Genomic DNA, 23968 nt, shown 5'->3' on the forward strand with positions numbered 1-23968 from the left:
GGCACCTGTTTTAAAGATCAAATATGCGTTTATACATATTCCTCTTTCCTTTATCCCTGTATATAAAAGCTGGCTCCATCCACTTGTTCAATTCCTTCTTTTTTCAATTCCCTCATCAAGGCAAAAAGGGCATTATCTTTTTGTTTCGCTTCAATCATGACATCAATTTGCGGCACGCTTCCTTTCACACGATGAAGAAAATGCAGAAATTCCTTTTCATCAATGAAATCTGCATGGGCTCTGAAATCTTCTTCTGACTTTGGACTCGACATATGCATTTTCACTGGCAGCGCAGAGGATTGCCATGTAGCAGTGACGCGCTCCCATGCCGCCTCCCACTCTGCTTCCTTTTCATGGTTGGCTGCATGGTGATGATAATCGAACACCGCCGGAATACCAAGCTTTTCACATAGGTACAGCGTTTCATTGATCGTAAAGGTTTTATCATCATTTTCAAGCATCATCATGCGCTGCAAAGGAGCGGGAAGAAGCCCCCAATTTTCCACGAACTGCTCGAGTGCCGCTTCTTTGTCACGATAGCCGCCGCCTACGTGTACGACACATCGGTGTTCGGGGGCAATCCCCATTCCTTTTAACAGCAACCGATGCATACGGAGTGTTTGAACAGCCGTTTTTAAAATATCAGGTTTTGGTGAGTTTAACACAACAAAATGATCCGGATGAAAGTCAATCCGCATGTCCTGATGCTCTTTTAAATACGAACGAATGGCCTTTAAGCTTTCTCCAAGCGGCTTTATGTAATTCCAATCCGAAAGTTCCGGGTGATTCGCCATTGGAATCAGTTTGGAACTAAGCCGAAAAAAGTGGATATCGTGCGCCGCATTGTGCCGAAGCAGCCGCAGACAATTATGGAGATTTGACATTGCAATACGTTCTAGTTTATGGATGGCCGCTTCCCTATCCCCAATTTTTGAAAACTGAGCATGGGTCATTGTTTGAGAAGGAGAACCATTTTGAACATTCATGCTCATAGCTGCGTAACCGAGACGGACCAGCGTCATTCTTTCACCCCTTTTCTTTCTATTTTATCCAAAATAAAAGACGGCATACCCGTCAGAAAGAAGGAACACTTTTCAATATTTTTTGCCCTTTGTCCTCATACTACGTTTTGAGGTGAAAAATATGTACAAACTGTTATCTCATAATGATCTGGACGGTGTTTCATGCGGGATTTTAGCAAAGCTTGCCTTTGGCTCTGATGTAAGTGTCCGCTACAATTCCATTTCCGGACTAAACCAGGAAGTCGAATGGTTTTTAGAAAACGGAGATCCGGACACGTTTCTGTTTATTACCGATTTATCCGTGAACGAAGAAAACGAAGAAAAGCTGAACCAGTTTTATCAAAACGGCGGAAAAGTTCAGCTGCTCGATCACCATCAAACAGCGCTGCACCTGAACAACTATAAATGGGCAGAGGTCGTTATAGAGGAAAAAGAAAGCCGTCCGGCTTCGGCGACTTCTTTGTTTTACGAGTATCTGCTGAAATATGAGCACCTTACACACTCGGCAGCGGTAGCCGAATTTGTGGAGCTCGTCCGGCAATATGACACGTGGGATTGGGAAAAGCTCAACAATCGAAAAGCCCAGCGGCTGAACGCCCTTTTCTTTTTAATCTCTATCGATGAATTTGAAGAAGCAATGCTGAACCGGCTGAACACAGGCGACCACTTTTTCTTTAATGAGTTTGAAGAGAAAATTCTGGATATGGAAGAAAGAAAAACAGAGCGATACATCCGCCGGAAAAAGCGCGAGGTTATACAAGCCTATGTCCACGACCAATGGGCCGGCGTTGTCCATGCAGAATCGTACCATTCTGAGCTTGGCAATGAACTAAGCAAAGAGTTTTCCCATCTCGATTATATCGCCATCATCAGTGTGGGCAGCAGGCGAATCAGTCTCCGGACTATTCACGATGACGTTGATGTTTCGCGCACTGCCGGGCTTTTTGGCGGCGGCGGCCATGCAAAAGCCTCGGGCTGCTCTTTATCAGCAGAAGCGTTTGAACTGTTTGTAACAGCTGTATTCGGCCGCGAGCCGCTCAAAGAAGATGCGAGACGTAACCGCTACAACCTGCCAGACAGTTCTTTTGGCGCCCTGTACACAAACAGGCAGGATGATGGCTTTTTACTGCATCCTCTGTCTTCTGAACAATGGGGTATTGAACAAAATCATGAACAGCGGCCGGAAACGTTCTCAAGTTTTGAAGAAGGAGAACGTTTTTTAAAACGGCAGGAAGCCGTCTGGCTGGCTCGTGACGAAGTATTTGTCCAGTATTTAATGAATGCGAAAAAACGCCACTCTACTCACTAAAAAAGCCGTCCATCCTTTTACAGCAGGGATGGACGGCTTTATTTACATCAAAACAAGACCTTCATTTATCTCTTGATATCCTTTTCATGATCGAAACGGCCGGCTTACCACGTAGCCTATGTATAAAAACACTTCCCGGCAGAGAAACGGGATTTGGCTGTTGATCGTTTGATAAGCGGAGGTTTGGGCAGGTGACGAATAAACATTCATTCCGATTGTTTTCGCCAACAGCATAGCACGCTTCATATGCAGCGGATCACTGACAAGCGCAAAAGTTTTCAGCTTTTTTTCTTTCGCCAGCTTGTAAGCATATTGAAGGTTTTCTTCCGTAATGGCGGATTCTGTTTCAATCAAAATGTCATCCGCCTGTACGTCTTTCTTCATCGCATAGTCTCTTGCCGCCTCCGATTCCGCTGTTTTCTCTCCATCGCCTCTTCCGCCCGTAAAAACCAGCTTGTCCACATACCCCTTCTTATACAGCCAAAGGGCATGATCGACTCTTTCACGCAAAACAGGCGACGGCTGGCCGTTCCAGACCGCAGCGCCGAGTACGATAGCGGCATCTGCCTTTTGATATTCCACCTGGCTGCCGAAAGACCAGATGCGGAATGCTGTGAAGGATGTTATCAGCAGACCCGCCGCCCCAAAAACGATCACAAGCTTCATCCATAGTTTGTTAAACAAAAGTCTCCATCCTTTTATGTGAGGCAAATGTTCCTCACAGCCAATATTTACTATTTTAATGCATATTCTCATCATTGAAAACTGCTCATTTTAAAGAAAGAAAAAACGATCATCCTCTTTCGTTAATAAAGGATGATCGTTTTTTCGCTTATTTAACTGCTGCTTTTTTGTTATGAATAGGCGCTACTGTAATTCCTGTTGTTTCTTCAAAATCATACAAGCTGGTTGGCACATCGGTAAAACGCTCCAACTCGTTGTAAGCCGGAATCCCATGAAAAGACATATCCAGCCCTTCCTCTTCTTCCCGCTCGCTTACACGCAAACCAACTGTTTTTTCACAAATGACTGCCATCATATGTCCGGCAGTCAGACCCCAGACAACGACTACCGCCGCTCCTAGCACTTGAACACCGAGCAGCTTGGCATCTCCTGTTGTAAAAAGACCTTGAGAAGAATCAAACAAGCCAACAGCGATTGTACCAAACACCCCGTTGAACCCGTGGACAGCTACTGCTCCAACAGGATCATCTACCTTCAAGCGGTCGACAAACAATGTTGCATAAATGACAATGATGCCGCTGACAGCCCCAATAACGATGGCGCTCCAGCTTTCCACAAATGCACAGCCGGCCGTTACAGCTACAAGACCGGCAAGTACTCCGTTCATCGTCATACTCGGATCTGCTTTACCAAACTTGCTCATTGTCATCAAAAGAGCCGTCGTTCCGCCACCCGCTCCCGCCAGCATGGTATGCAGGGCAATCGCTGCTAAAGAAGCATTGGTTGCATCAAGCGTACTACCCGCATTAAACGCAAACCAGCCGAACCATAAAATAAAAGCGCCGGCAGATGCTAATGGAATATTACTTGGCGCAAATACGTTGACGCTGCCATCTGAATTAAAGCGGCCTTTTCTTGCTCCTAAGCGCTTTGCCATGGCAAATGCCGCAAAGCCGCCAAGTGCATGAATGGCCGCAGAACCGGCAAAGTCCTTCATGCCGAGCTGTGCCAGCCAGCCGTCGCTGTTCCAAATCCAATGGCCGGACAGCGGATAAACAAGTACACAAATCATCGCTGCTGTTAACATGTATGCTTTAAAGCTCATTCGTTCTGCTACTGCGCCAGATACAATAGACACGCAGGCAACCGCGAAGCCCATTTGAAACAACACAAATGCCGCACTAGGCAGGTCGATGGATAGAGCAATATTTTCCGGGCTGCCAAACAAGCTTGTCCCAATTAAACCAAATGCATCTTTTCCATACATAATGCCAAATCCGACCATCCAAAACGCCAATGCGCCAATTGTTAAATCGACAAAAATTTTCATCGTCACATTGACCGCGTTTTTTGTCCGCACAAAACCTGCTTCCAGTAAACTAAAGCCGCCTTCCATAAACAGCACCATAGCCGCCGCGATGACGACCCAGATTGTATTCAAATGGATGACTTCCATCAGCTTCGCCCTCCCTGCTTCACATCATCAATTTCAACGTCCGGCTGGCCTGTACGAATATTATAAGCTTCTAGAATCGGGTACACATAAATTTTTCCGTCTCCGTCTTCCCCTGTTTGAGCAGACTTGATAATCGTATCAATCGTCGGCTCTACCATATAATCAGATAAAATAATTTCCAGCTTTACTTTCGGATGCAGTGTGACTTTATAACTTTTCCCCCGATACACTCCTTGTGTATCTTTTTGTTTCCCCCTGCCTACCACCTGCGAGACTGTAAAACCCGTAACACCAATATGTTTTAACCCCTTGATTGTTTCCGTGATTTTTTCCGGCCGAATAATCGCTTCGATTTTTTTCATGTCCCTCACCCTTTGTTAGATTTCCTAACATAGATTTGTCCATAATTATAACAACATATTTCATAGAGTCAATGGTTTCATCTGGAAGTCCCTCGAAAAAGATCATCTTGAATCGACATATTGAAGAGAAAAACATGCTAATCTACTTCCCCCTTGCGTTTGTTCCTTTTTAAAAAAGGAAAAACAGTGAAGAAGAGTAAAAACGCAGTTTATAACAGCAAAAAGGAGTGACATGTTATGACAGACAAAAAAGAGCCAGAGGTTCATACTGTTCCAAATTCAAACGGCGGCTGGGATAACAAACAAGGAGGGGAAACGATCAGCCATCATTCAACCAAAGCGGAAGCAGAAAAAGACGGGCGCGAAAAAGCGAAAAGAGATAAAACAGAACATAGAATTCATAAAAAAAATGGACAAATCGGAGAATCAAACAGCTACGGTCATGATCCCTATCCCCCGAAAGGATAACTATTTCTTTTATAATAGGAGAGCCGCTTAAGCAGGCGGCTCTCCTTTTCCCTGTGCATTCGCAGCTGTTGCTTTCTGTTTTCTTTGAATATGAAAAGTGCGTTGAAGAGGGAGAAAGAAGGTGGCATACTGAAGCTACGTCATCTCTTAAAAAAAGTGAGGAAATCCGAACGTGAAATCAGCACAAAACGAAGCAGGAAATTGGGACCTGACTGCCTTTAAACTGCTTCCTTCCGCCAAGCCCCCTTTTTTCCATGGCCATACGGTTCGCCAAACGGTCTCGTCTTTCTTTTGGCGGACGAAGCTGCGTCCATTTGTACTGGAGCAGCAGGGAAAACAATGCGGCATTTGCGGATGGAAGCCCCAGCAGGAGCGGGATATGCGGCACCTTCACCTTCATGAAGTGGAGGAATACGACTTTACGAACAAGGTGTGCCACCTGCTCGACATCCAGCTTATTTGCCGAAAATGCCACGCTTTTCATCACATTATCCGGACGGAAATGGTTTCGACGAAAGAACAATGGCACGATTTAATGCAGCATTTTATTTATGTAAATAACTGTTCTCCGGATGTTGTTGAAAAGTTTGACTGGATCACCGCCAAAGCCCTTCTGTCAGAAGGATTCGAATCCGAAGAATGGCACCCGCGATCGGCTGAAGAAGCAGCTGAGCTGGCAGCAAAGCCGGCCCGATATACGATTCATCCCAAAATTCCATTTGCAGAAGAGCTGGAAGGGCGAATCCATAAAAAAGGATTGCTTTATCAAACCGAATCATAAAAGCAGATGCCGGCCGGCATCTGCCGTTTTTTTCGGCAGCAAAGCCAGCTAGTCTTCTATTACTTTCGTAAACCGGCACTCCGGAAAATGGCTGCAGCCCTTGAAGGCTCCATACCTTCCAGTCCGCTTTACCAATGCCCCGCCGCATCTAGGGCAGACTCCCTCACTTTTGTTTCGTTCCCTTTGCCGTTTTCCGCTTTTAATAGCCCGTACGTGCTTTTTTTCGGCCGCCCGTTTTTTTCTCCTTCCCGCTTCATTAAAAGGCTCAAGCTTCTCGGCAAGCTCTCGCACAAGCACGGCATTCATACGCTGTTTTCGTTGAGTACAGAGTGCTTCCACCAGTTGATCTGCATACAAAACACTTGCTTCCTTGAAAGGCTCTCCAAGCTCAAGCTGGGACTTTCTTGTAAAAGCGATGAATGAATAATATTTTATTCCATTCGAATGGCCAAAAAACTCTTTTAATGCCCGAATATGGCCTGCATTTTGCCAAACTGGATTGTAAAAGGTCTCTCTTCGTTTCAAGGTCTTTTGGATCCAATACTTTTCTGACTCATCACCGAAAATTCTGCCGCTGAAGTTTTTGGTTTCAATTACGAAAATACCGTGCGTTGACAAAACCAGGTGGTCAATTTGCGCCGTCCAGCCATTGCTTCTTGGAATATAAAGATCATGAAAAACGGTGTATATCGATTGGTCGAGCTTGTTCAGCTCCTCTTGAACGGTTCTTTCACCAAGCACTCCTTTTTTACGTCTGGAACTGCCGGAAAACCTGGCGGCCGATATCATTATCGCGCCTAATAGAAGTAAAACAATAAAACCCATAAATCAATTCCTTTCCACCAAAATAGAACATCTGTTTTTATATCGACCGAAACGTACAAATATAAAGCTGGTTCAAAAAAGAAAGCACCGTTTTAACCATAAAAAAATCCACCCTAAAAGGATTGCCTTCTAGGGTGGACGTTCAATTGATTATTGTTCTTTAATCCGTGCCCGTTTCACAAAAAATACAAGAATGAGGGCGAGCACAGAAAGCCCTGTCGCGACCATAAAAGCATCATTAGTGCCGTCAATGGTCGATTGCTGTACGGCCTGGGCGTAAAGAAGCTGAGTTGTAAGCTGGTTTCCTGCCGCCCCTGGCAAGTGGGCCATAGCAGACAAGCTTTGGCCAAGCTGCTCAAACTGACTGGAAAGAAAAGAGTTAGAGCTTGTAACCGTATTTTGATAGGCACCATAATGCACCCCTTGTCTCGTGGTCATTACCGTGACAAGAAATGCGGTTCCAATACTGCCGGCAACCTGTCTCGCCGTATTGGAAGCGGCTGTTCCATGCGAACCAAGGTGGCGGGGCAGCTGGTTGAGCCCTTCCGTCATTATGGTCATCATAATAAAGGACATACCGAACATCCGAAGTACGTATAAAACCAGCAGATGACTGTAACTTGTTGTCATGCTGAGCATCGTAAACTGCCATGTTGTTAAAACGGTAATCGTTAAGCCGATCACGCCGAGCCATCTGGCACCTATTTTATCAAACAGCGCCCCGGCAATCGGAGACATGATCCCCATCACGATCGCACCCGGAAGCATCAGCAGTCCGGATTCGAGCGCGGTAAAACCGCGAATGTTCTGCAGATAAATCGGAAGCAGAATCATTGCACCAAACATCGCCATATTCACGATCATGCTGACGACCGTTGTCAGTGCAAAAATATCATATTTAAATACACGCAAATCAAGCATTGGCTTATCTGTAGTCAATTCCCGCCAAACAAAAGCGATCAATGACACAATCCCGATCATGAGTGAAAGAACGACTACCGCGCTTTCCCACCCGTTATTTCCGGCTTCACTGAAGCCATACAGCAGGAATCCAAAACCAATCGTGGAAAACAGGAACCCAGGCAAATCAAATTTTGGATTGGTTACTTTCGTGACATCCCTCATCCACAAAAAGCTTAAAATCAATACAAGCACACCAATTGGAATAACGATGTCAAACAACAGTCTCCAGGAATAATGGCCGATCAGCCATCCGGATAAGGTTGGGCCGACCGCGGGCGCAAAAATCATAACAACTCCCATAAGCCCCATTGCCTTCCCGCGTTTTTCCGGCGGGAACAGCACGAAAAATACCGTCATGAGAAGCGGCATAATAATCCCTGCTCCGCTCGCCTGAATCACCCGTCCAATCATCAGCATGGTGAAGTTCACCGATAACGAACAAACAAGTGAACCGACCGTAAACAGGAGGATCGCCGTAATATACAGCTTTCTCGTCCCGAACTTGTCAATAAGAAACGCCGTAACCGGGATTAAAATTCCGTTTACAAGCATATAGCCCGTTGTCAGCCATTGAACTGTATTAGCTGAAACACCCAAATCATTCATAATATGCGGAATCGCTACATTCAGCAGTGTTTGGTTTAAAATGGCCACGAAGGCACCAAGCATTAAAGCCGTTAAAATTCTTCCCGTGTGGAAGTTTTTCGGCGCTTCCGAAGCCGTTTGTTTCGGCTCCTCGATTACTTCTTCTTTCGGCTGAACGTTTGCTTCTACATATTCTAGTGCCGGCTCTGAGACAGCGGAATTTTGAAGCACCTCTGCTGTTTCTTCGGATAAATCCCGTGGAAAAGCGGCCTTATCCTCTTCTTCTTTCCAATCCAGACGGGCTTCTTCAGGGCTTCTTTTACTCTCTTCACGTATCATAACCGGTTGATTCACGTTCTGTTTTCTTCGTTTTACCGCTCTAAAATTAAAGAGCAGCAGCACTAAAGCGCATAAAAGAACATAGACTGCTCCATACATTAACATGTGATCACCTACTTATGGATTCGCACGGTTACGTTCATACCAGGAACGATGGCTACGCCCTTGCTGTCATCAATCGATACTTCTACAGGAACGACCTGCGTGACTTTCGTGAAGTTTCCTGTATTGTTTGAGCTTGGCAGTAAAGAAAATGTTCCAGCTGTTGCTGAGCCGATTTGCGTGACTTTTCCTTTTAACGTTGAATTCGGAAAAGCATCTACATAGATGTCCGCATCCTGCCCTACATCTACTTGATCCACTTCTGTTTCTTCAATATTAGCCGTAACCCATAAATTGTTTAAATCGTACGCTTTCGCAAGCGGTGTTCCAGCAGCAACAAATGAATTTTGAATAGCTGTGCTTTGAACAATCGTTCCAGCTGTTGGAAGTGTAATGTTCATCTGTGATGCTTGTCCATCTGTACCTGTGACAGAAAGCGTGCCAACTTTCGCGTCTTTAGAGAACTCTTCACCGACACTGCCTTTCCATTCTGTTAATTTTCCGTTTGCAGGTGCAGAAATGGTTACTTGCTGACCGGCGATTTGAGCGTTGTCTGTCGTTAAGTAATTGACAGCTTTATTGTAGTAAGCATAGCCGCCTACGCCGCCGCCTACTAAAACCAATAGGATAATAATGTTAATCAAAATTAAACGCTTTGCGTTCATGACCCCTGTTCCTCCTCTGATGAGAGCTTTGTTAAAACAATTTGATGCAGGCGCAGAAGATGGGAAATTTCCTCTTCTGGCAGCTCAAGAATATCATTTAACTTTTTGACGAGCTTCGATTCAGACGAAACGATTTGCTCGAACACGGCTTTTCCTTCTTCTGTTAAATCAATAAACACACTTCTTCGATCCTCCTGCGGAATGATCCTTTCAGCCAGCCCGCTGTGAACAAGCCGCTCAATCACACCGCTGACCGTACTGTTTGTCAGCATCAGCCTTTCAGCTAATTCTCCCAGGCTTATATTTGGGTTTAAATGAATGATATAAATGGCTTTCAGCTGCACAACCGTAATGCCAAGCCGATCCGCGTCTTGCTTTATTAACTTATTGATCGCTTTATTGATCCTCCAAAAGGAAGCCAAAATTTCGTTGTTCAACACGATGTCCATTCCTCCCTTCTTCTGTCTTTTTTATTTTCTATCAAAACATTTCGTATACGAAATGTTTACTCACGAAGAAAAATTATAATCACCTGCAACGGCATTGTCAACTTAAAATACTTGAAAAAACGGCTTCCTCTTATCCTTTGCTCTTCGGCTGTTTTTAGCCGTTTTTGCTGATGGCAATAAAAAAGCCCGGCGCAAGTAATGTTTACTTGCGCCGGGCCTTGGATCACGTTTTTTAAAAAATAGAAATCAGCTCTTTTGTATAAGAATGGCGTTCTTCCGCCCATAGTTGCTCCCGGCTGAATTGGTCGACCAGTTTCCCTTCCTTCATGACTATGATGCGCTGGCTCATTTTTTGCACAGCGGCCAGGTCATGGGAGATAAATAAATAAGAAAGACCGAGTGTGCGTTGCAGCTCTGTTAATAAATCAAGAACAGCTCCCTGGGAAAGTACATCAAGGCTCGCTGTAGGCTCGTCTAATACAATCAGCTCTGGTTCAATGCTGATCGCCCGGGCGATTGTAACCCGCTGTTTTTGTCCGCCGCTTAATTCATGAGGATACCGGTTTGCCAAATCCCCTGGCAATTCAACCGCCTCTAAAAGCTGTTTAACAAACGCTTTTTTGGACGTATACGAAAAGTGGGCAGGCTTTAGCTCTTTCCTGTACTGTTCATACGGGTCAATGAGAGAATCCTTTATTTTCAGCTTTGGATTCAGAGCAGCCGACGGGTTTTGAAACACAATTTGCATTTGTTTTCGGTAAGGATATAATTGGCGTTCGGTGTGCCTTTCAATCGCTTCACCTTTAAAACGAATAGAGCCGCTGTCGATCGACTCTATTCTCAGCAGGCACCTAGCCAATGTACTTTTGCCACAGCCGCTTTCCCCTACAAGCCCAAGACATTCGCCTTTATCTAATTCAAAAGACACGTCATTTACAGCCGTTTTTCCTTTGCTATATGATTTCGTCAATTGCTGTACGGCAAGAAGCTTCATGCTTTCCCCTCCTCCTGTAAACCGGATGGCAGGCGGTGGTCAAGCACAGGCGCCGCCTTGATTAACTGCTTTGTATAAGGATGCTGCGGATGATCAAGGATACGATGCTTTCCTCCTGATTCAATGATTTCGCCTTCTTTCATGACGGCAATCCGATCCGCATAACGTCTTACATGGCGCCAGTCATGTGTAATAAACAAAATGGCACAGCCGGTTTCCTGCTGCCTCCTGGCAAGCAGCTCTAAAATCTGATTCCCGGATACACTGTCGAGCGCGGTGGTGATTTCATCGGCAATCACCAAATCGGGAGCCAGCAAAAGAGCCATCGCAATCGACACGCGTTGCAGCTGGCCTCCGCTCAACTGAAACGGATAGCGTCCGGCCAGCTCCTCACTTAAACCGACGGATCGAAGTGCTTCCCTCACTCCAGCCATACGGGCTTGCGGCGAATGAAGGCCATGAGCTTTTTGGTATTCATCGAGGTGCTGGCCAATCGTGCGAAATGGTGTGAAGGAGCCCTGGTAATCTTGAAAAATATAAGACAGCTTCCGGCCGCGGACTGTCCGCATTTCTTTTTTGGACAGCTCCAGTACATTTTGTCCGTTGAAAAAAATGTTTCCTTCCACATTCAAGCCAGGGGCAAGCATTTGTCCAACAGCTTGTGACAGGATGCTTTTTCCGCTGCCGCTCTGCCCAACAAGAGCAAACCATTCTCCTTTTTGAATCGCGAGGGAAACGTTTTGAACGAGCTTTTTCCGCCTGCTGCCAATTGTTACCTGCTCAACGGATAAAATCATGACTGTCCCTCCTTTTTTACATCAAAGCAATCACGCAAATAATCACCCAGCATATTCGCCAGCAGTACGACAAGGACAATCGCAAGGCCCGGGTAGATCATTAAAGCCGGCATCGACTGAAAATACGGGCGTGCATCATTCAGCATAGCTCCCCATTCCGGTGTTGGCGGCTGGGCACCAAGACCGATATAAGATAAGGAAGAAATCAGCAAAATGATTTTGCCAAGGTCGAGACTGGCCAGTACAAGCACGTTTCCTGCTATGTGCGGAAACAAATGTTTACACATAATTTTTCGTGCGGACAGCCCATTAATCCGGGCGATGAGCACGTATTCCTTTTGTGATTCCGATAAAACCGTGCTACGAACAAGCCGGGCATAGCTGACCCATTTCACCATCACGATCGCGAGCACAAGGTTGCCGATTCCCGGTCCAAGCAGCCCGCTCAACACGATTGCCACGATCGTGTCCGGAAAAGCTAAAAAACCATCGGCAATCCGCATAAAGACGCGGTCAACCCATCCCCGCTTGAAACCCGCAATCAATCCGAACGGAATCCCGATGGCGAGAGCGGCGAGCAGAGCTAAAAAGCTGGAGCCGATTGTTTGCTGCCCTCCCCAAAAAAGCCTTGTTAATACATCGCGGCCAAGATGGTCGGTGCCGAGCGGATGCTCCAGGCTCATTCCCTGCAGCCGGCCGCTCATATTTGTCAAAGTCGGGTCATGCCGTAAATAAAAGAAAGTATACAGGGTACCCGCCAGCACAGCAGCCAGGATCAAAATGGCAGCGGCTCCCTGCCAATTGTGCTTTTTTCCTTTTGGCAGTTGTATAGAAAAACCTCTCATCATGGTGTGTTCCTTTCTTTTAATTTCATTTCCGGATTCAAATACCGATACGAGACATCCACGCATGTATTCACCACAAACACGATGACGGCCATGACCAAAATATATCCTTGTATAAGCGGATAATCACGCTGGCGTATCGCATCAACGACCATTTTTCCAACACCAGGATACGCAAACAACACTTCAATCACCACGACACCGCCAATTAAGCTGCCTAAACTAACGCCAAACACCGTAATAACAGGCGGAAGGCTGTGGCGCAGCGCATGAACGAAGAAAATGCGCCCTTCTGACAGCCCCCTCGCTCTTGCGGCACGGATAAATTCCTGACTAATCGAGTCAAGCAGGCTGGAGCGAAGCAGACGGACGTATACACTTGAAATCGCCAGCCCAAGTGTGACCGACGGCAAAACCAATGACATAAACCCGTCTCTTCCCATCGTGGGCAGCCAATTCAACTGAACACCAAACAAATGGATCAAAATCAAGCCAAGCCAAAAGCTCGGAATCGCCGCTCCGACAATAGATGTAACCCGGCTTATATGGTCGATCCAACTATCCCGGTAAAGAGCTGACAGGGAACCAAGCGGAATCGATACGATCAGCATCACGAACATGGATCCGGCTGCCAGCTCAAGAGTAGCAGGAAGGCTCATCGCAATCATGTCTGCCACCGGCTGGCCTGTCACATAAGACTGTCCAAAATCAAGCTGAATAAAACGAAAAAGCCAAAGCCCGTATTGAACGAGCAGCGGCTTATTAAACCCCATTTCCTCCCGTAATGCTTCTACTTGTTCCCGGCTTACAGAAAGCTCATCCACATTCAAGATCGTTAACACGGGATCGCCCGGCGCCAGACGAACAAACAGAAAACTTATAAAAGTAATAAACAGCAGGAAAAGAGTTACTTCAAGAAATTTACGGACAAGAATCTGAAGCATTTATTTCACATCCAATTGGTTCGTTATCATATAGTACTCGCTCCGAGTTGTGACCCAGTTTTTCACTTTATCATCGTTATACGCAACGATTGTGGACGGGTGCAGCACAAAAGAGTTAATCACATTCTCATGCACATAATCCGCCGCCTGCTCTGCCAGCACTCCACGTTTCTTCTGGCCGACTGTTTGATTAAGCTTGTCAATAATTTTTGTCAGTTCCGGTTCTTCTGCACCGCTGAAATTCAAAGCACCTTTCGGATGATACGTTGCGTTTAAATAATAGCCGGCATCGCCACGCGGCGCTGTTAAATTACTGTATGTCGCCAAATCCCAGTCACGGTTAGACGCCATGTATTCTTCCGGAATTTCAATTTGCTTAATTTTTACGTCAATGCCAATTCGTTTTGCATCAGATTGAAACACCTGGGCAATAAGCGGCAGGTCAGCTCTGGCGCTGTACGTGAGCAGCTCAAACTGGAGCGGTTTCCCACCCTTCTGCATCTTTCCATCCTTCAGTGTGTAGCCTGCTTTCTGCAAATATTGCACAGCCGCGTCCGGGCCGGATGGCGGGCGTTTCTCGTACGTTGGCGCAAATGGCAGCGATGGCAAAAACGGTCCTTCTGCTGCTTCCCCGTATCCTAACAAAATCGTATCAACAATTTCCTGGCGGTCAATTAATGCATCAACCGCACGGCGTACATTGACATCTTTTAAACTTTCACGCTGCATATTCATCGTCATTTGATGAACACGGAAGGTCTCCGTTGATTCTACTTTCATGCCGGGCTGCGCTTTCAATGCCTCTAAGCTCTCCACTTCCGGCCGGTAGACAATATCGACCTGCCCGGATTGCAGTGCCATGGAACGCGCATTGGCATCTTCGTTAAACGAGAATGTAACCGAGTTCAGCTTTGCAGCCCCGTCCCAGTAGCCATCATAGCGCTTAAGCTCAAGCCGGCTTCCCGGAACAAAGGACGTCAGAGTAAAAGGTCCCGTGCCGACCGGTTTATTGACGATGTCTTTTTCCGATACATCGATGATAGATACATTTGGATTCACCAGTTCAGAAATAAATTCAGGAAACGGCTCTGTATTTGAAACGCGCAATGTATAGCCGTCTGCTTCCATTTTGTCGATTTTTAATGCATTTTGAACAGCTGTGCTCTCTATCAGTGCCCGCTCCAGAGAGGCTTTCACTGCCTTCGCATCCATTTTCTTTCCGTTTTGAAAAGTGACATCTTCGCGCAGGTGAATCGTCCAGTTTTGCCCGTCTGTACCTTCCCAGCTTTTTGCCAGCCATGGCGCGATTGTTAACTTGTTCTCATCAAGCCGGACAAGCGTTTCCGTTATGCCGGCTCGCAGCGGAACGTAGCTTGAATCCACATGTGGATCTAAAGAATTGGTTGAGAAATTATAAAGAAAATGAATGTGCTTGTCTTCGCTTGTTGACGCCGTCGTACTCGATGAAGACTGTCCGCAGGCTCCCAATAAGCCAAGACAAGCTGCTGCTATCCCTATCTTCAACAAGCCTTTCCATAAAACACGCTTTTTCCTCATCCTTACTGTCTGCATCCAACATCCCCCTTGTTTCGTAATCATTCCGTTTTAATATATCGTAATCATTCCGCTTTATCAATAGCATTGGGCAAAAAAGAAAAACAAATCTATGCTCTCTACTCTTTCATGAAATAGAAAATAAAGTAATATTATTTTGCACATTTTGAGAATAAAGGAAATTTACTTATACAATGAATCTAGCATTTTCATAAAATAATGAGATAGGGATAAAGGAGGGATCAAGCAGCAGTAGAAAAAATTTACGGACGTACATCAAATGATTTAGATGAGCAGCTTAACGGACAAAAAGCGATTCTTGAATAAATTTCCTGCTTTAAGAAAGCAGGGAAAACAAATTAAGGCCTTTATGAGTTTTATTGATCCACTGGTAAGCCTTGCAGCCGATATTTCCCGGGAATTAAATCATGCCGGTCTTTCGGTAAAGGCGCTTTTTAATATGGGAAATAAACCAAGGTTTCGGGGATTATTAAAAGAAAACCAAGCCTCCCCTTTTTATACTGTTTGTTCAATTGAAGAAAATAAAGACAATCCCATTAAAAAATATAGTGTACACCTCCCTTTCATTATGAATTCCCTGTGTCTAATGGCTCTAAAGATGTTCTTCTCGTTCCTTCAAAGAAAAAGTTTAAAGAAGCGGTCAGGCATTTCCAAAAACGCTTCCCTGGTGTGCCGGTCTTGATGGAAGAATACCTTGATGGTCTCCATATTTAATTCTTTCCTAACTTCTTTAACAGCCACTTCAGCTAGTTTCATCCGTACAGCCTTCATTTGATTCCTGCTGGACAACTGACTCCCGTACCCATATAGAAAAACACCTTCAAGTTGGCTTTTCAGGTCATTACATACCCATTTTTCAACTTAAAGGTGTTTTGTTTATCTCACTTTATAAGGTATTTTCTAATTCATAGTTTAATGCTTTTACAAAGCTTAGCTGATTATTACCTAATGGATGTCGTGTCTGGAGTTATAGGAGAGGTTAATATAAGTAAAAGTATATGTAGAAAAAAGTTCTAGATTCTAAAAATCCGGCCCTTTTCCAATACATATACTAACACTTATATTGTATTTAGATTTCTAATCTCAAATACGATTTCGTTTCATACATTTTTAACCTGTAACTATTTTCTGCTCCGTTTCCTGCGGGAAGATCAGAAACTAAGTGAAAATCACCTGTACCCAGTAGAATAACAAGAATAATGTGACGATCGTTGTCAAGGGTATGACAATCAATGACACGCTTAAATAATCTTTCCAAGAAACATGAATTTTATTTTTCTTTAAAATATCCATCCAAATTAGGGAGGCGAGAGTTCCGATCGGCAATAACAAAGAGCCCATATCACTGCCAATAATGTTCGCAAGATAAATCGTCTTTAAAGTGATGGGGTCTATCCCCATTTCTGTTAAGGTAATGGTTCCAATCATTAAGGCAGGATGGTTATTGAAAAGATTGGATAAAACCGAGACTAATCCGCCCATCATAAGGCTCGCCTGGAACAGTCCCTGGTTAACAATCGGTTCACATGCCCTTACAAGCATGGCCGTTAATCCTGCATTGTGAAGCCCGTAAATAATGACATACATAGAGAAGGCAAAAAGTAAAATGTGCCATGGAGTCTTTTTTAAAATATCCAGCGGGTTTGTTCGCAAATGGTACCATCTCCATGCAAGCAAGAGGAAGGAGCCAAGCACTGCCACCAGCTCAATTGGAATGGACAGATAGGATGCCACAAAGAGCAGGCAGCGTATCACAAATACAAACAGTAAAACCTTTAACATAAATTTTGTGCGTTTATGTTTTGTTTCAACAGACAGTGTCTCTTTTAATGGATGAAAATTTTTAGTGAAAAAGTTTTCTTCTATGTCCTGCAAAGAAACAGGCAGCGTTTTGGGTAATTTCTTCTTCACTACAATAAACATTAAAGTTGACATGAACAATAATCCAAGTGTTCCAGGCACAAACATCATGGCAGTATGCATATAAAGAGTCATATGGACAATTTCCAATGCAATTAAATTGACAATATTGCTTACGCCAATCGGTGCACTAGAAGCGGTAGCGATCAGAGCGCCACTTAAGAGATACGGAAGCTGTTCAGATGGTTTCAGCTGAAGGTTGTGAAGGAGTAAAATTAAAATAGGTGTCGTAATTAGGATACTGCCATCATTGTTAAATAAAAGCGTCATCAAAAAACATAAAAGCTGAATGTACCAATAGAGACGATAGCCCGAGCCTTTAGCTAACTTTGCAAGCCTCGCAGCTGCCCAGTGAAAAAAACCGAAGCTTTCCAATACGACTGCCATGACGATCGTGGCTATAATTGTAATGGATGCACCGCCTATCTTATCGATAATATCTATAATATCTCCATACGATACAATTCCCGTCAGCAAAATAATCCCTGCCCCAATCGACGCCGGCCATGCTTCATTAATCCCGCCTGGCCTTAAAAATATAACAAACATTGTCATGATAAAGATCAAAAAAGTCAATCCAATTTCAAAGCTCATTCGTCCCTTCCCCTTTTTGAAAAGTCGTCAATTAGAGTCCCTTCTTCTCCGTTTTATTACATTTATATTCACCTCTATTAAAAAGCAACTGTACAACCACCTAGTCTTTAAACTTATGCCGAAACAATTCTTAAACTTCTAGACATGAAAGACTCTGGATGGTTTATACTTATCCAGACACAAAATAAAGACGGCGTACACTTGATCTAAAAAAGATGGGAATCCGGACATTTACGTTTCATTTCAACAAAGGCTTCTTTCTTCGGCCGACTATGGAAGAAAGGCTATGCAATTTTTATCAGTACCTATTTAACATTATGGATGAGATGCTTTATTCTTTTAGCTGTATGGGTCTGTTCTTAGAATGGGTGAATCTCATTGAGAAAAATGCATGCCTAAAAGTCTACTACTTAATTATTTAACTAATTATCTTTGTTTTTTGTTACTTCAATTGCTCCTGCTAAAGAAAGAATATACTCCTGTATCATTTGCTTAATTTTTATTTTCACATTTGAGGTAATCTCCATCCAGAGGGCGAATTCCATTTATTAAGAATTCTTTTTTACCTCGTCTGCTGTCTCTCCTGTTGTTATGCAATTCCCCTTGGGGTCAATCAAAGCTAGTAGTGGAGTGGAGTCGATTTGAGTGTACAGAGCTTACAACATAAGTGCAAATTTAACAGGATGGTTTTTTGTTTCTTCCACCTGAAACCCCCGTTTTCATTCATTGGCCCCTTCTGAATCATTGTATAGCGTTTTTTGAAATGGGAATCGGAAGCGAGGCTGAAGAAACAAGCCCCTGTTCACTTAGAATGCAGATTCTCAACATAGTGAATCCACACTGCAGACGGACTTTAACTGTTCGGGTGCCGTAAGTATGCCGATGTTATTCAAAAATACGAATAATGGCGCTCGTTACATCATGTTTAATCTGGTTCTTTTCAGTCATCGGGTAAATAACTTAGAAGTATAAGGGAAAAGCATATTCCTTTTCCCTTTGGCTTTTCACCTGTATCATTTGCAATACTGAACGTAAAACGATCGTCCCAAGTCCTATTTTCTTTTCATTTATTGTAAAACACGTTCCCCAAGGTGATTGATTTGTTTTTGTCTTATATCTATTCCCTCATGACAAAGGTCAATTTATATATGAGAGTGATGATAGAAATAAGAAACAAAAAGACCCTAAAAAGCAACAAAGATAAAAAGGGAAAAGCGGCGGTGACAGGGTTTGTTCCATTTTATATAAAACAGAGAAGACAGCGTTGCTCTTACCATCAGAGCTAGGGCCTATAAACATAAAGGGAGAATTCTTTTAATTCAAATCGGCTAAGTGTTTTCTCAAATAGTTGCTGCGATCACGAATGAATTGAAAAATAAAATCCGGTTCGCTATCAAATACGTCGATCGTTTTCTTTTTATAAGGATCTCGAAGAATATGCGGACGTAAAGCTTGGTGCAGCAACATCACTTTGTTTTCCATGTATTCGACAGTAAACTTAGTTTCTAAGGTCTCTTCCAATATGTTTCGGTAAAGTTGACGGTACTCCGGTACCTGCAGAAGCAGGCAGGAAAGGTGGTTGCTTTTCTTTCCTTCAATCGGAACGTAATCGTACCGCATTACCCCGCCGTCGACCTTTCTTCCCCAGGTTGCATCATAATCCCAGGGAATGATTTCGAACAAACCCGTCTCACTGTTGCGATACAGTGCGTAGTTATGAGTGAATCCATCATTATTCATTGTGCAGACGGCACCAGCAAGCCAGCGTAAATATTTATCAATATTAAGGTACTGAGGAATTTCATCAGGGAATTGAGAAAGGTGGGTATGGTTGATTTTCTCTATCAATGTTTGAAGAAAATCATCATCTGACGGGCTTCCAGACACTCGTTTATACCCCGAAAGAAGTGACTCTTTTTGCTTCTCATCTCTTGTTAAGGAGAAATTAGCATTATTGTTGACGGCATAATAAATAGGACCCAAAGGAAGGTCTCTCTTTTTCAAGAACAAATCATCGACGGATTCTAATTGTAAGTAGACACCTCTAAGAGAGTCATTTCGGATTAAATTGATATGCTGGCTATGTGGAGAGAGAACACTAAGATCGCGGAATAAGTCCAAAGAAAGTTTATTGCGGATAAGAGAGGGGTCCTTGTACTCTGCATTAAGATGAATAACGCGGGCCCCGGAGCATGTTGACGGCTTGACGAATTCAATTTGGTAGGATCTTTTGCGAAATTTTCGTGTATAAGAACCCCGATAGGCAATATCGATATCATAGATGGCTCCCTCTATTTGTAAATAGGCAGGAACAGGGGTATCGCTCCGCACATCTCGCCGCAGTTCTTCTAGGTCCTCTTCTTCGATTATCAAAAAATAAGATGGAATTAGATAGGACATATCATTTCTTTTCCTTTCTATATGCGTGATAAAATGACACGCTGGCATTGTACCTTTGTGGACAACTAATAAACCAAGTGATTTTAAGAGGGAGAAGAAGTTTAGGCCCTTCTACAAAAAAACCCAGGAACGTATCCCTGGTTTTTTTGTTTAGCCGATCTCTTGGTTCAATCTACGTTCTTATTTGATCTATCCTCTGTTAATATTACACCTTTTACGTTTTTTCAAAGTCGGTGTTACTTACCTTCCACTTTTCTTTTGGTAAAAAAAACTCCCTTTAATCATCAATACAGTATATTCAAACGGCTATAAAGGTGATACCGAAACAGGACACTGGCGGAGATCTTGTAATCGCCTGCTCAGTGAAATAAATGTATAAAGAGGGAATCTTCTTTCATCCAAAAATAAGGGGATAAAGAAGACAAAATGCAGCTTTAATGGAGGTGAATTTGTCTATGGTCTGAAGAGCTTTTAATGACAACACATTTAAATATAAGTGAAGGCGCAATAAAAATTTTTACCATTTTTGGGATGCCACATCAAGTTATGTAATCAATTACCTCAAACCATACTGCAGATTTATCTTCAGGATCACAGTTGTAATTTATTGTGATTTCTTCATTCCTGCTAATGTTAGTTATTGCATAAAAGTCTATAGATAAATTTTCTAGATTATAAACAAACACAGCATTTGGCGTATAGGAATGATTAAACAGGGATCCATATCCTAAAGCAATCGCTGTTTGCTTATAATTTTTTCCCCAAGTGAAGCAGTAATCAACAAGCACTGTCTTTTCTAGATATTCCCACTCATTTTGAGGCGATATTAAAACTGGGGAGGCTTCAAAAAGCTCGCCTGTTTTAATATCACGCGCCGCATAAATTCCTCTGCCATATTTATCAGTGTTTCTTACGTATATCGGGTTCACAGTGTTTGCCCCTTTCTATAACACCAGAACGCATTTTAGATTTGCATGGCCGATAAAAATCATTACCGATTTATTAATATGAATTCCCTCTTTTACTATTCTTTTTGGAGTTGATAAGATTGCTCTTTAAGCAGCAATTGCTTCTGTTTGATCAATGAGTAATTGATCAAACAGAAGCAATTTTTTCTATCTTCGCGGACCTTTTCTAGGTCCTTTTTTTGGACCTGTTGTTGTATCGCCTGTGCTTGTCGTGCCTGTTGATGTATCGCCCGTGCTTGTTGTGCCCGTTGATGTATCGCCTGTGCTTGTTGTGCCCGTTGATGTATCGCCTGTGCTTGTCGTGCACGTTGATGTATCGCCTGTGCTTGTTGTGCACGTTGATGTCTTGCCTGTGCTTGTCGTGCCCGTTGATGTCTTGCCTGTGCTTGTCGTGCCTGTTGATGTCTTGCCTGTGCTTGTCGTGCCTGTTGAGCTTGTCGTGCCTGTTGATGTCTTACCTGTGCTTGTCGTGCCTGTTGATGTATCGCCTGTGCCTGCATGTTTCTTTTTCTTCTTTTCAGACATTTACCATCTCTCCTTTATATTCATGTTCGGAATACATTCTATTCAAAAAGACGTTAAAATGAACAGAAAGGTTGCTTCTCCAGCAATTTTTAAAAAATTTCTTTTTTCAGCATATAACAGAGTGTTAAACGATAAAAATTGAACGTAGTATTCAGGATTGAAAATGAATAATAGTTTTAAAGAGAGCCAGTACCGAATGGAAATCATAATTAGAAAGTCTTGTTATGCACAAAAAAAGCCCTTATGTTAAAACATAAGGGTTAAGGAAAATTGATTACCGGTGCTGTTGCCTGTCATCTGGTTCTTCTTTTTATCTTTGCTGGATAGCCACTCTTATGCTTACAGAAAAACACCTCCAAGTTGGTTTTTTAGATAATTACATACCCGTTTCTCAACTTAAAGATGTTTTATTTGCCTCACTTTATAAGGTCAGTTCCTCATTCAAGGTTTTACGCTTTTCTTTATAATTTAAAAAGCCTATAAAAACTCACAATTAAATTTTATTTTCATCAAGACTTGTTAACCTTTCTATCCCAGAAAGCACGCTTAAGGGTAAAAAAGGGGTAACATTTTCTTGAATAAGTATTTATTTAGAAGCTTTCAACAGGTTCTTTGAATTTTTGGGAAGCCTCTTTTTTATCCAGAAGTTTGTTCCTTGCACTTTTTGTTTAGCGTGTTCTCTTACCAAACAAATAAGCCAACAAACATAGCGCTCAAAAGTGAAACGGCAATTCCGCTCACTAAAAGCTTCCACACGTTTTTTCCGATGATCCGGGATTTTTCATCACCCATGATTGAACTGATTGTTCCATAAATCATCCCGACCGTGCTAAAGTTTGCAAAAGAAGTTAAAAACGTTGTCGCTACTGCAACCGTATGAGGCTGCAAAGAATGGAGATTTTTTTGCAGATCCATCATGGCTACAAATTCGTTTGTAGCAAGCTTAATTCCCATAAGCTGAGCAACGTACATCGCATCATGACCGGACAGGCCGAGAAGAAAAGCAAACGGACTGAAAATAACTGAGAAAATCTTTTGGACAGTCAGCCCTTCTATCAAAAATCCTAAGATGCCGTTTAAGCAGGCCGTTAACGCAACATAACCGATCACCATTGCCAAAATTACGATCACCATTCGCATCCCGACAAGCATACTATTCGAAATGGTCGAGAAAAAATCGGTTCGTTCTTTTTTCGAAGGAACATAAACAATGTCTTCCTCCTGGCTCACCTCTATCGGGTTTAAAATGCTCGCAAGCAGTAAAGCATTCAAGCAGTTTAAAGGAATCGCCGCAAAAACGTATTCTCCTGGAACCATGCTTAAATAAGCTCCGATAATCGATCCGCTGATACTGCTCATGCTCATAATGCCAAAGGTAAGCAGGCGATTCTCGTTCAGTACAGAAAGCTGCTGCCGGATCACGGCCAGGGCTTCCGTATTTCCGAGAAACATCATTTGCAGTGAAAAAAAGCTTTCGAGTTTAGGCAGCCCTGACACTTTGGAAATTACCCAGCCTACTTTATCAATAATCCATGTCAGGATACCGAAGTAGCCAAGAATGTCGAAAAAGGCCACGATAAAAATAATGGGCATTAACGCACTAAAGAAAAAATCAACTGTAGGATTTGCCATTACGGACGGAAAAGCAAAAGAAATCCCCTCATTTGCACATTCTATGAGAAAAGTAAAAAACGAAGCAATTTTGTCAATGACCCATGCTCCGATTTTCGTTCCAAGCATAAACCAGGTAATGAGCAGTTCCACAATGATTAAAGCAGCAATGGAACGCCACTTTACCTGTTTCTTGTTGGGAGAACAAAGAAATACTAGGCCAAAAACCACTAGAATCCCAACAATATTTAATAAAAAAAACACACTAACAACTCCCTATATAGGATTCCCCGTACAAGCAAGCCCTTCATTTCACCCACAGCCACAGGCCGAAGCATGAAAAATAAGAGTTTCGGAAATCCCATTACCGAATACAGTGATCCACAAAGACCCCGTATAAAAGGAATCATCGGCGTGTTTTCTCTTCGTTTATTCATACTTCCCTGTAGTCCGGCATTTATGGCTGCCGGGTAGAAACTATCAGACCATTTCACTGATATTATACAAGGATCATTTTTTAGACTTGCTCATTTTATAACAAACGACAGAAAGCGACAATGTTTTCATTAGAAGTTGCAATCATTTTACAACTATCAATACTTAGAACATTCAGTATAAAACATAGATAAGAAGCCTGATGAAGAATGACCCTCTCATAAGATTTTCACACGTTAAAGGATATATCATTAAAAATGTTGTTTAAAATGAATGAGTCATGTAAAGGACGGAAGTTATTTGTTATTCTAATAGATATGCAAATCAGGCAGTTTAGGAGTGGATAAAAC

The 23968-nt window shown here is 43.1% G+C and carries 22 protein-coding genes and 1 riboswitch; of the genes, 4 read left to right on the forward strand and 18 right to left on the reverse strand.

All coding sequences use genetic code 11. From position 1 onward, the window contains the following. Positions 1–50: 50 nt before the first annotated feature. The gene (gene uvsE, locus RIN81_RS11285; RefSeq protein ID WP_309090218.1) at positions 51–1022 is read right to left on the reverse strand and encodes a UV DNA damage repair endonuclease UvsE; all 972 of its coding nucleotides are present in this window, start codon (positions 1020–1022) and stop codon (positions 51–53) included. 121 nt (positions 1023–1143) lie between these two features. Here uvsE and RIN81_RS11290 point away from each other — a divergent pair, with 121 nt between their 5' ends. Then, positions 1144–2331 (forward strand): DHH family phosphoesterase, encoded by a 1188-nt coding sequence (locus tag RIN81_RS11290; RefSeq protein WP_309090220.1) that lies wholly within the window; start codon positions 1144–1146, stop codon positions 2329–2331. Positions 2332–2415: 84 nt separating this feature from the next. Here the strand turns inward: RIN81_RS11290 and RIN81_RS11295 are convergent, their stop codons facing one another. The 3 genes from RIN81_RS11295 to RIN81_RS11305 all read right to left on the reverse strand — a co-directional run bounded on the left by RIN81_RS11295 (position 2416) and on the right by RIN81_RS11305 (position 4833). Next, entirely contained in the window at positions 2416–3015 is a 600-nt protein-coding gene (locus RIN81_RS11295; RefSeq protein WP_309090222.1) for a YdcF family protein, read from the reverse strand. Positions 3016–3163: 148 nt separating this feature from the next. Continuing rightward, on the reverse strand, positions 3164–4471 hold the full coding sequence (locus RIN81_RS11300) for an ammonium transporter (RefSeq protein WP_309090224.1): 1308 nt from the start codon (positions 4469–4471) through the stop codon (positions 3164–3166). Beyond that, positions 4471–4833 carry a P-II family nitrogen regulator gene (locus RIN81_RS11305; RefSeq protein ID WP_251272685.1) on the reverse strand — a complete coding sequence of 121 codons (363 nt, stop codon included), beginning with the start codon at positions 4831–4833 and terminating at the stop codon, positions 4471–4473. The genes RIN81_RS11300 and RIN81_RS11305 overlap by 1 nt, the downstream gene beginning before the upstream one ends. A 237-nt stretch (positions 4834–5070) precedes the next feature. Between RIN81_RS11305 and RIN81_RS11310 the strand changes: the two genes are divergently transcribed. Both RIN81_RS11310 and RIN81_RS11315 read left to right on the forward strand, forming a co-directional pair. Next, on the forward strand, positions 5071–5301 hold the full coding sequence (locus tag RIN81_RS11310; protein WP_309090226.1) for a DUF2188 domain-containing protein: 231 nt from the start codon (positions 5071–5073) through the stop codon (positions 5299–5301). A 172-nt stretch (positions 5302–5473) separates the two neighbouring features. Next, a complete protein-coding gene (locus tag RIN81_RS11315) occupies positions 5474–6082 on the forward strand; it encodes a hypothetical protein (RefSeq protein ID WP_309090228.1) in 609 nt (202 codons plus the stop codon). Between the two features lie 48 nt (positions 6083–6130). Here RIN81_RS11315 and RIN81_RS11320 read toward each other — a convergent pair whose 3' ends face one another. From RIN81_RS11320 to nikA, 9 genes are all read right to left on the reverse strand, one after another. Next, positions 6131–6907, reverse strand: a complete 777-nt coding sequence (locus RIN81_RS11320; RefSeq protein ID WP_309090230.1) for an NERD domain-containing protein — start codon at positions 6905–6907, stop codon at positions 6131–6133. A 150-nt stretch (positions 6908–7057) separates the two neighbouring features. Then, the gene (locus RIN81_RS11325) at positions 7058–8899 is read right to left on the reverse strand and encodes a DHA2 family efflux MFS transporter permease subunit (protein ID WP_309090232.1); all 1842 of its coding nucleotides are present in this window, start codon (positions 8897–8899) and stop codon (positions 7058–7060) included. Between the two features lie 8 nt (positions 8900–8907). Further along, positions 8908–9561, reverse strand: a complete 654-nt coding sequence (locus RIN81_RS11330; protein ID WP_309090234.1) for an HlyD family secretion protein — start codon at positions 9559–9561, stop codon at positions 8908–8910. Beyond that, entirely contained in the window at positions 9558–10001 is a 444-nt protein-coding gene (locus tag RIN81_RS11335; protein WP_309090236.1) for a MarR family winged helix-turn-helix transcriptional regulator, read from the reverse strand. The genes RIN81_RS11330 and RIN81_RS11335 overlap by 4 nt, the downstream gene beginning before the upstream one ends. Positions 10002–10242: 241 nt before the next feature. Beyond that, positions 10243–11004, reverse strand: coding sequence for an ABC transporter ATP-binding protein (locus RIN81_RS11340; protein ID WP_309090238.1), 762 nt, complete (start codon positions 11002–11004; stop codon positions 10243–10245). Beyond that, positions 11001–11801: an ABC transporter ATP-binding protein gene (locus RIN81_RS11345; RefSeq protein ID WP_309090240.1), complete on the reverse strand. Its 801-nt coding sequence runs from the start codon at positions 11799–11801 to the stop codon at positions 11001–11003. The genes RIN81_RS11340 and RIN81_RS11345 overlap by 4 nt, the downstream gene beginning before the upstream one ends. After that, positions 11798–12646, reverse strand: coding sequence for a nickel transporter permease (nikC, locus tag RIN81_RS11350; RefSeq protein ID WP_309090282.1), 849 nt, complete (start codon positions 12644–12646; stop codon positions 11798–11800). The genes RIN81_RS11345 and nikC overlap by 4 nt, the downstream gene beginning before the upstream one ends. Further along, positions 12646–13590 carry a nickel ABC transporter permease gene (nikB, locus tag RIN81_RS11355; protein WP_309090242.1) on the reverse strand — a complete coding sequence of 315 codons (945 nt, stop codon included), beginning with the start codon at positions 13588–13590 and terminating at the stop codon, positions 12646–12648. Before nikB ends, nikC begins: the two co-directional genes overlap by 1 nt. Then, entirely contained in the window at positions 13591–15147 is a 1557-nt protein-coding gene (gene nikA / locus RIN81_RS11360) for a nickel ABC transporter substrate-binding protein (RefSeq protein ID WP_309090284.1), read from the reverse strand. It abuts the gene before it with no gap. Positions 15148–15433: 286 nt separating this feature from the next. On the opposite strand from nikA, the gene RIN81_RS11365 reads away from it, so the two are divergent. Beyond that, positions 15434–15847, forward strand: coding sequence for an ATP-grasp domain-containing protein (locus RIN81_RS11365; RefSeq protein WP_309090244.1), 414 nt, complete (start codon positions 15434–15436; stop codon positions 15845–15847). Positions 15848–16323: 476 nt separating this feature from the next. Here the strand turns inward: RIN81_RS11365 and RIN81_RS11370 are convergent, their stop codons facing one another. The 5 genes from RIN81_RS11370 to RIN81_RS11390 all read right to left on the reverse strand — a co-directional run bounded on the left by RIN81_RS11370 (position 16324) and on the right by RIN81_RS11390 (position 23447). Next, on the reverse strand, positions 16324–17679 hold the full coding sequence (locus tag RIN81_RS11370; protein ID WP_309090246.1) for an arsenic transporter: 1356 nt from the start codon (positions 17677–17679) through the stop codon (positions 16324–16326). A gap of 1314 nt (positions 17680–18993) precedes the next feature. Next, on the reverse strand, positions 18994–20079 hold the full coding sequence (locus tag RIN81_RS11375; protein WP_309090248.1) for a CotH kinase family protein: 1086 nt from the start codon (positions 20077–20079) through the stop codon (positions 18994–18996). Between the two features lie 539 nt (positions 20080–20618). Beyond that, a complete protein-coding gene (locus RIN81_RS11380) occupies positions 20619–21008 on the reverse strand; it encodes an SET domain-containing protein (RefSeq protein ID WP_309090250.1) in 390 nt (129 codons plus the stop codon). 186 nt (positions 21009–21194) lie between these two features. Next, positions 21195–21572, reverse strand: coding sequence for a hypothetical protein (locus RIN81_RS11385; protein ID WP_309090252.1), 378 nt, complete (start codon positions 21570–21572; stop codon positions 21195–21197). A gap of 681 nt (positions 21573–22253) precedes the next feature. Then, positions 22254–23447 (reverse strand): nucleoside transporter C-terminal domain-containing protein, encoded by a 1194-nt coding sequence (locus RIN81_RS11390; protein ID WP_309090254.1) that lies wholly within the window; start codon positions 23445–23447, stop codon positions 22254–22256. A gap of 162 nt (positions 23448–23609) precedes the next feature. Further along, positions 23610–23710, reverse strand: a riboswitch (purine riboswitch). Positions 23711–23968: the final 258 nt, after the last annotated feature.

It is taken from the genome of Domibacillus sp. (assembly GCF_031181085.1).
In the GTDB taxonomy this organism is placed as follows: Bacteria; Bacillota; Bacilli; order Bacillales; family Domibacillaceae; genus Domibacillus.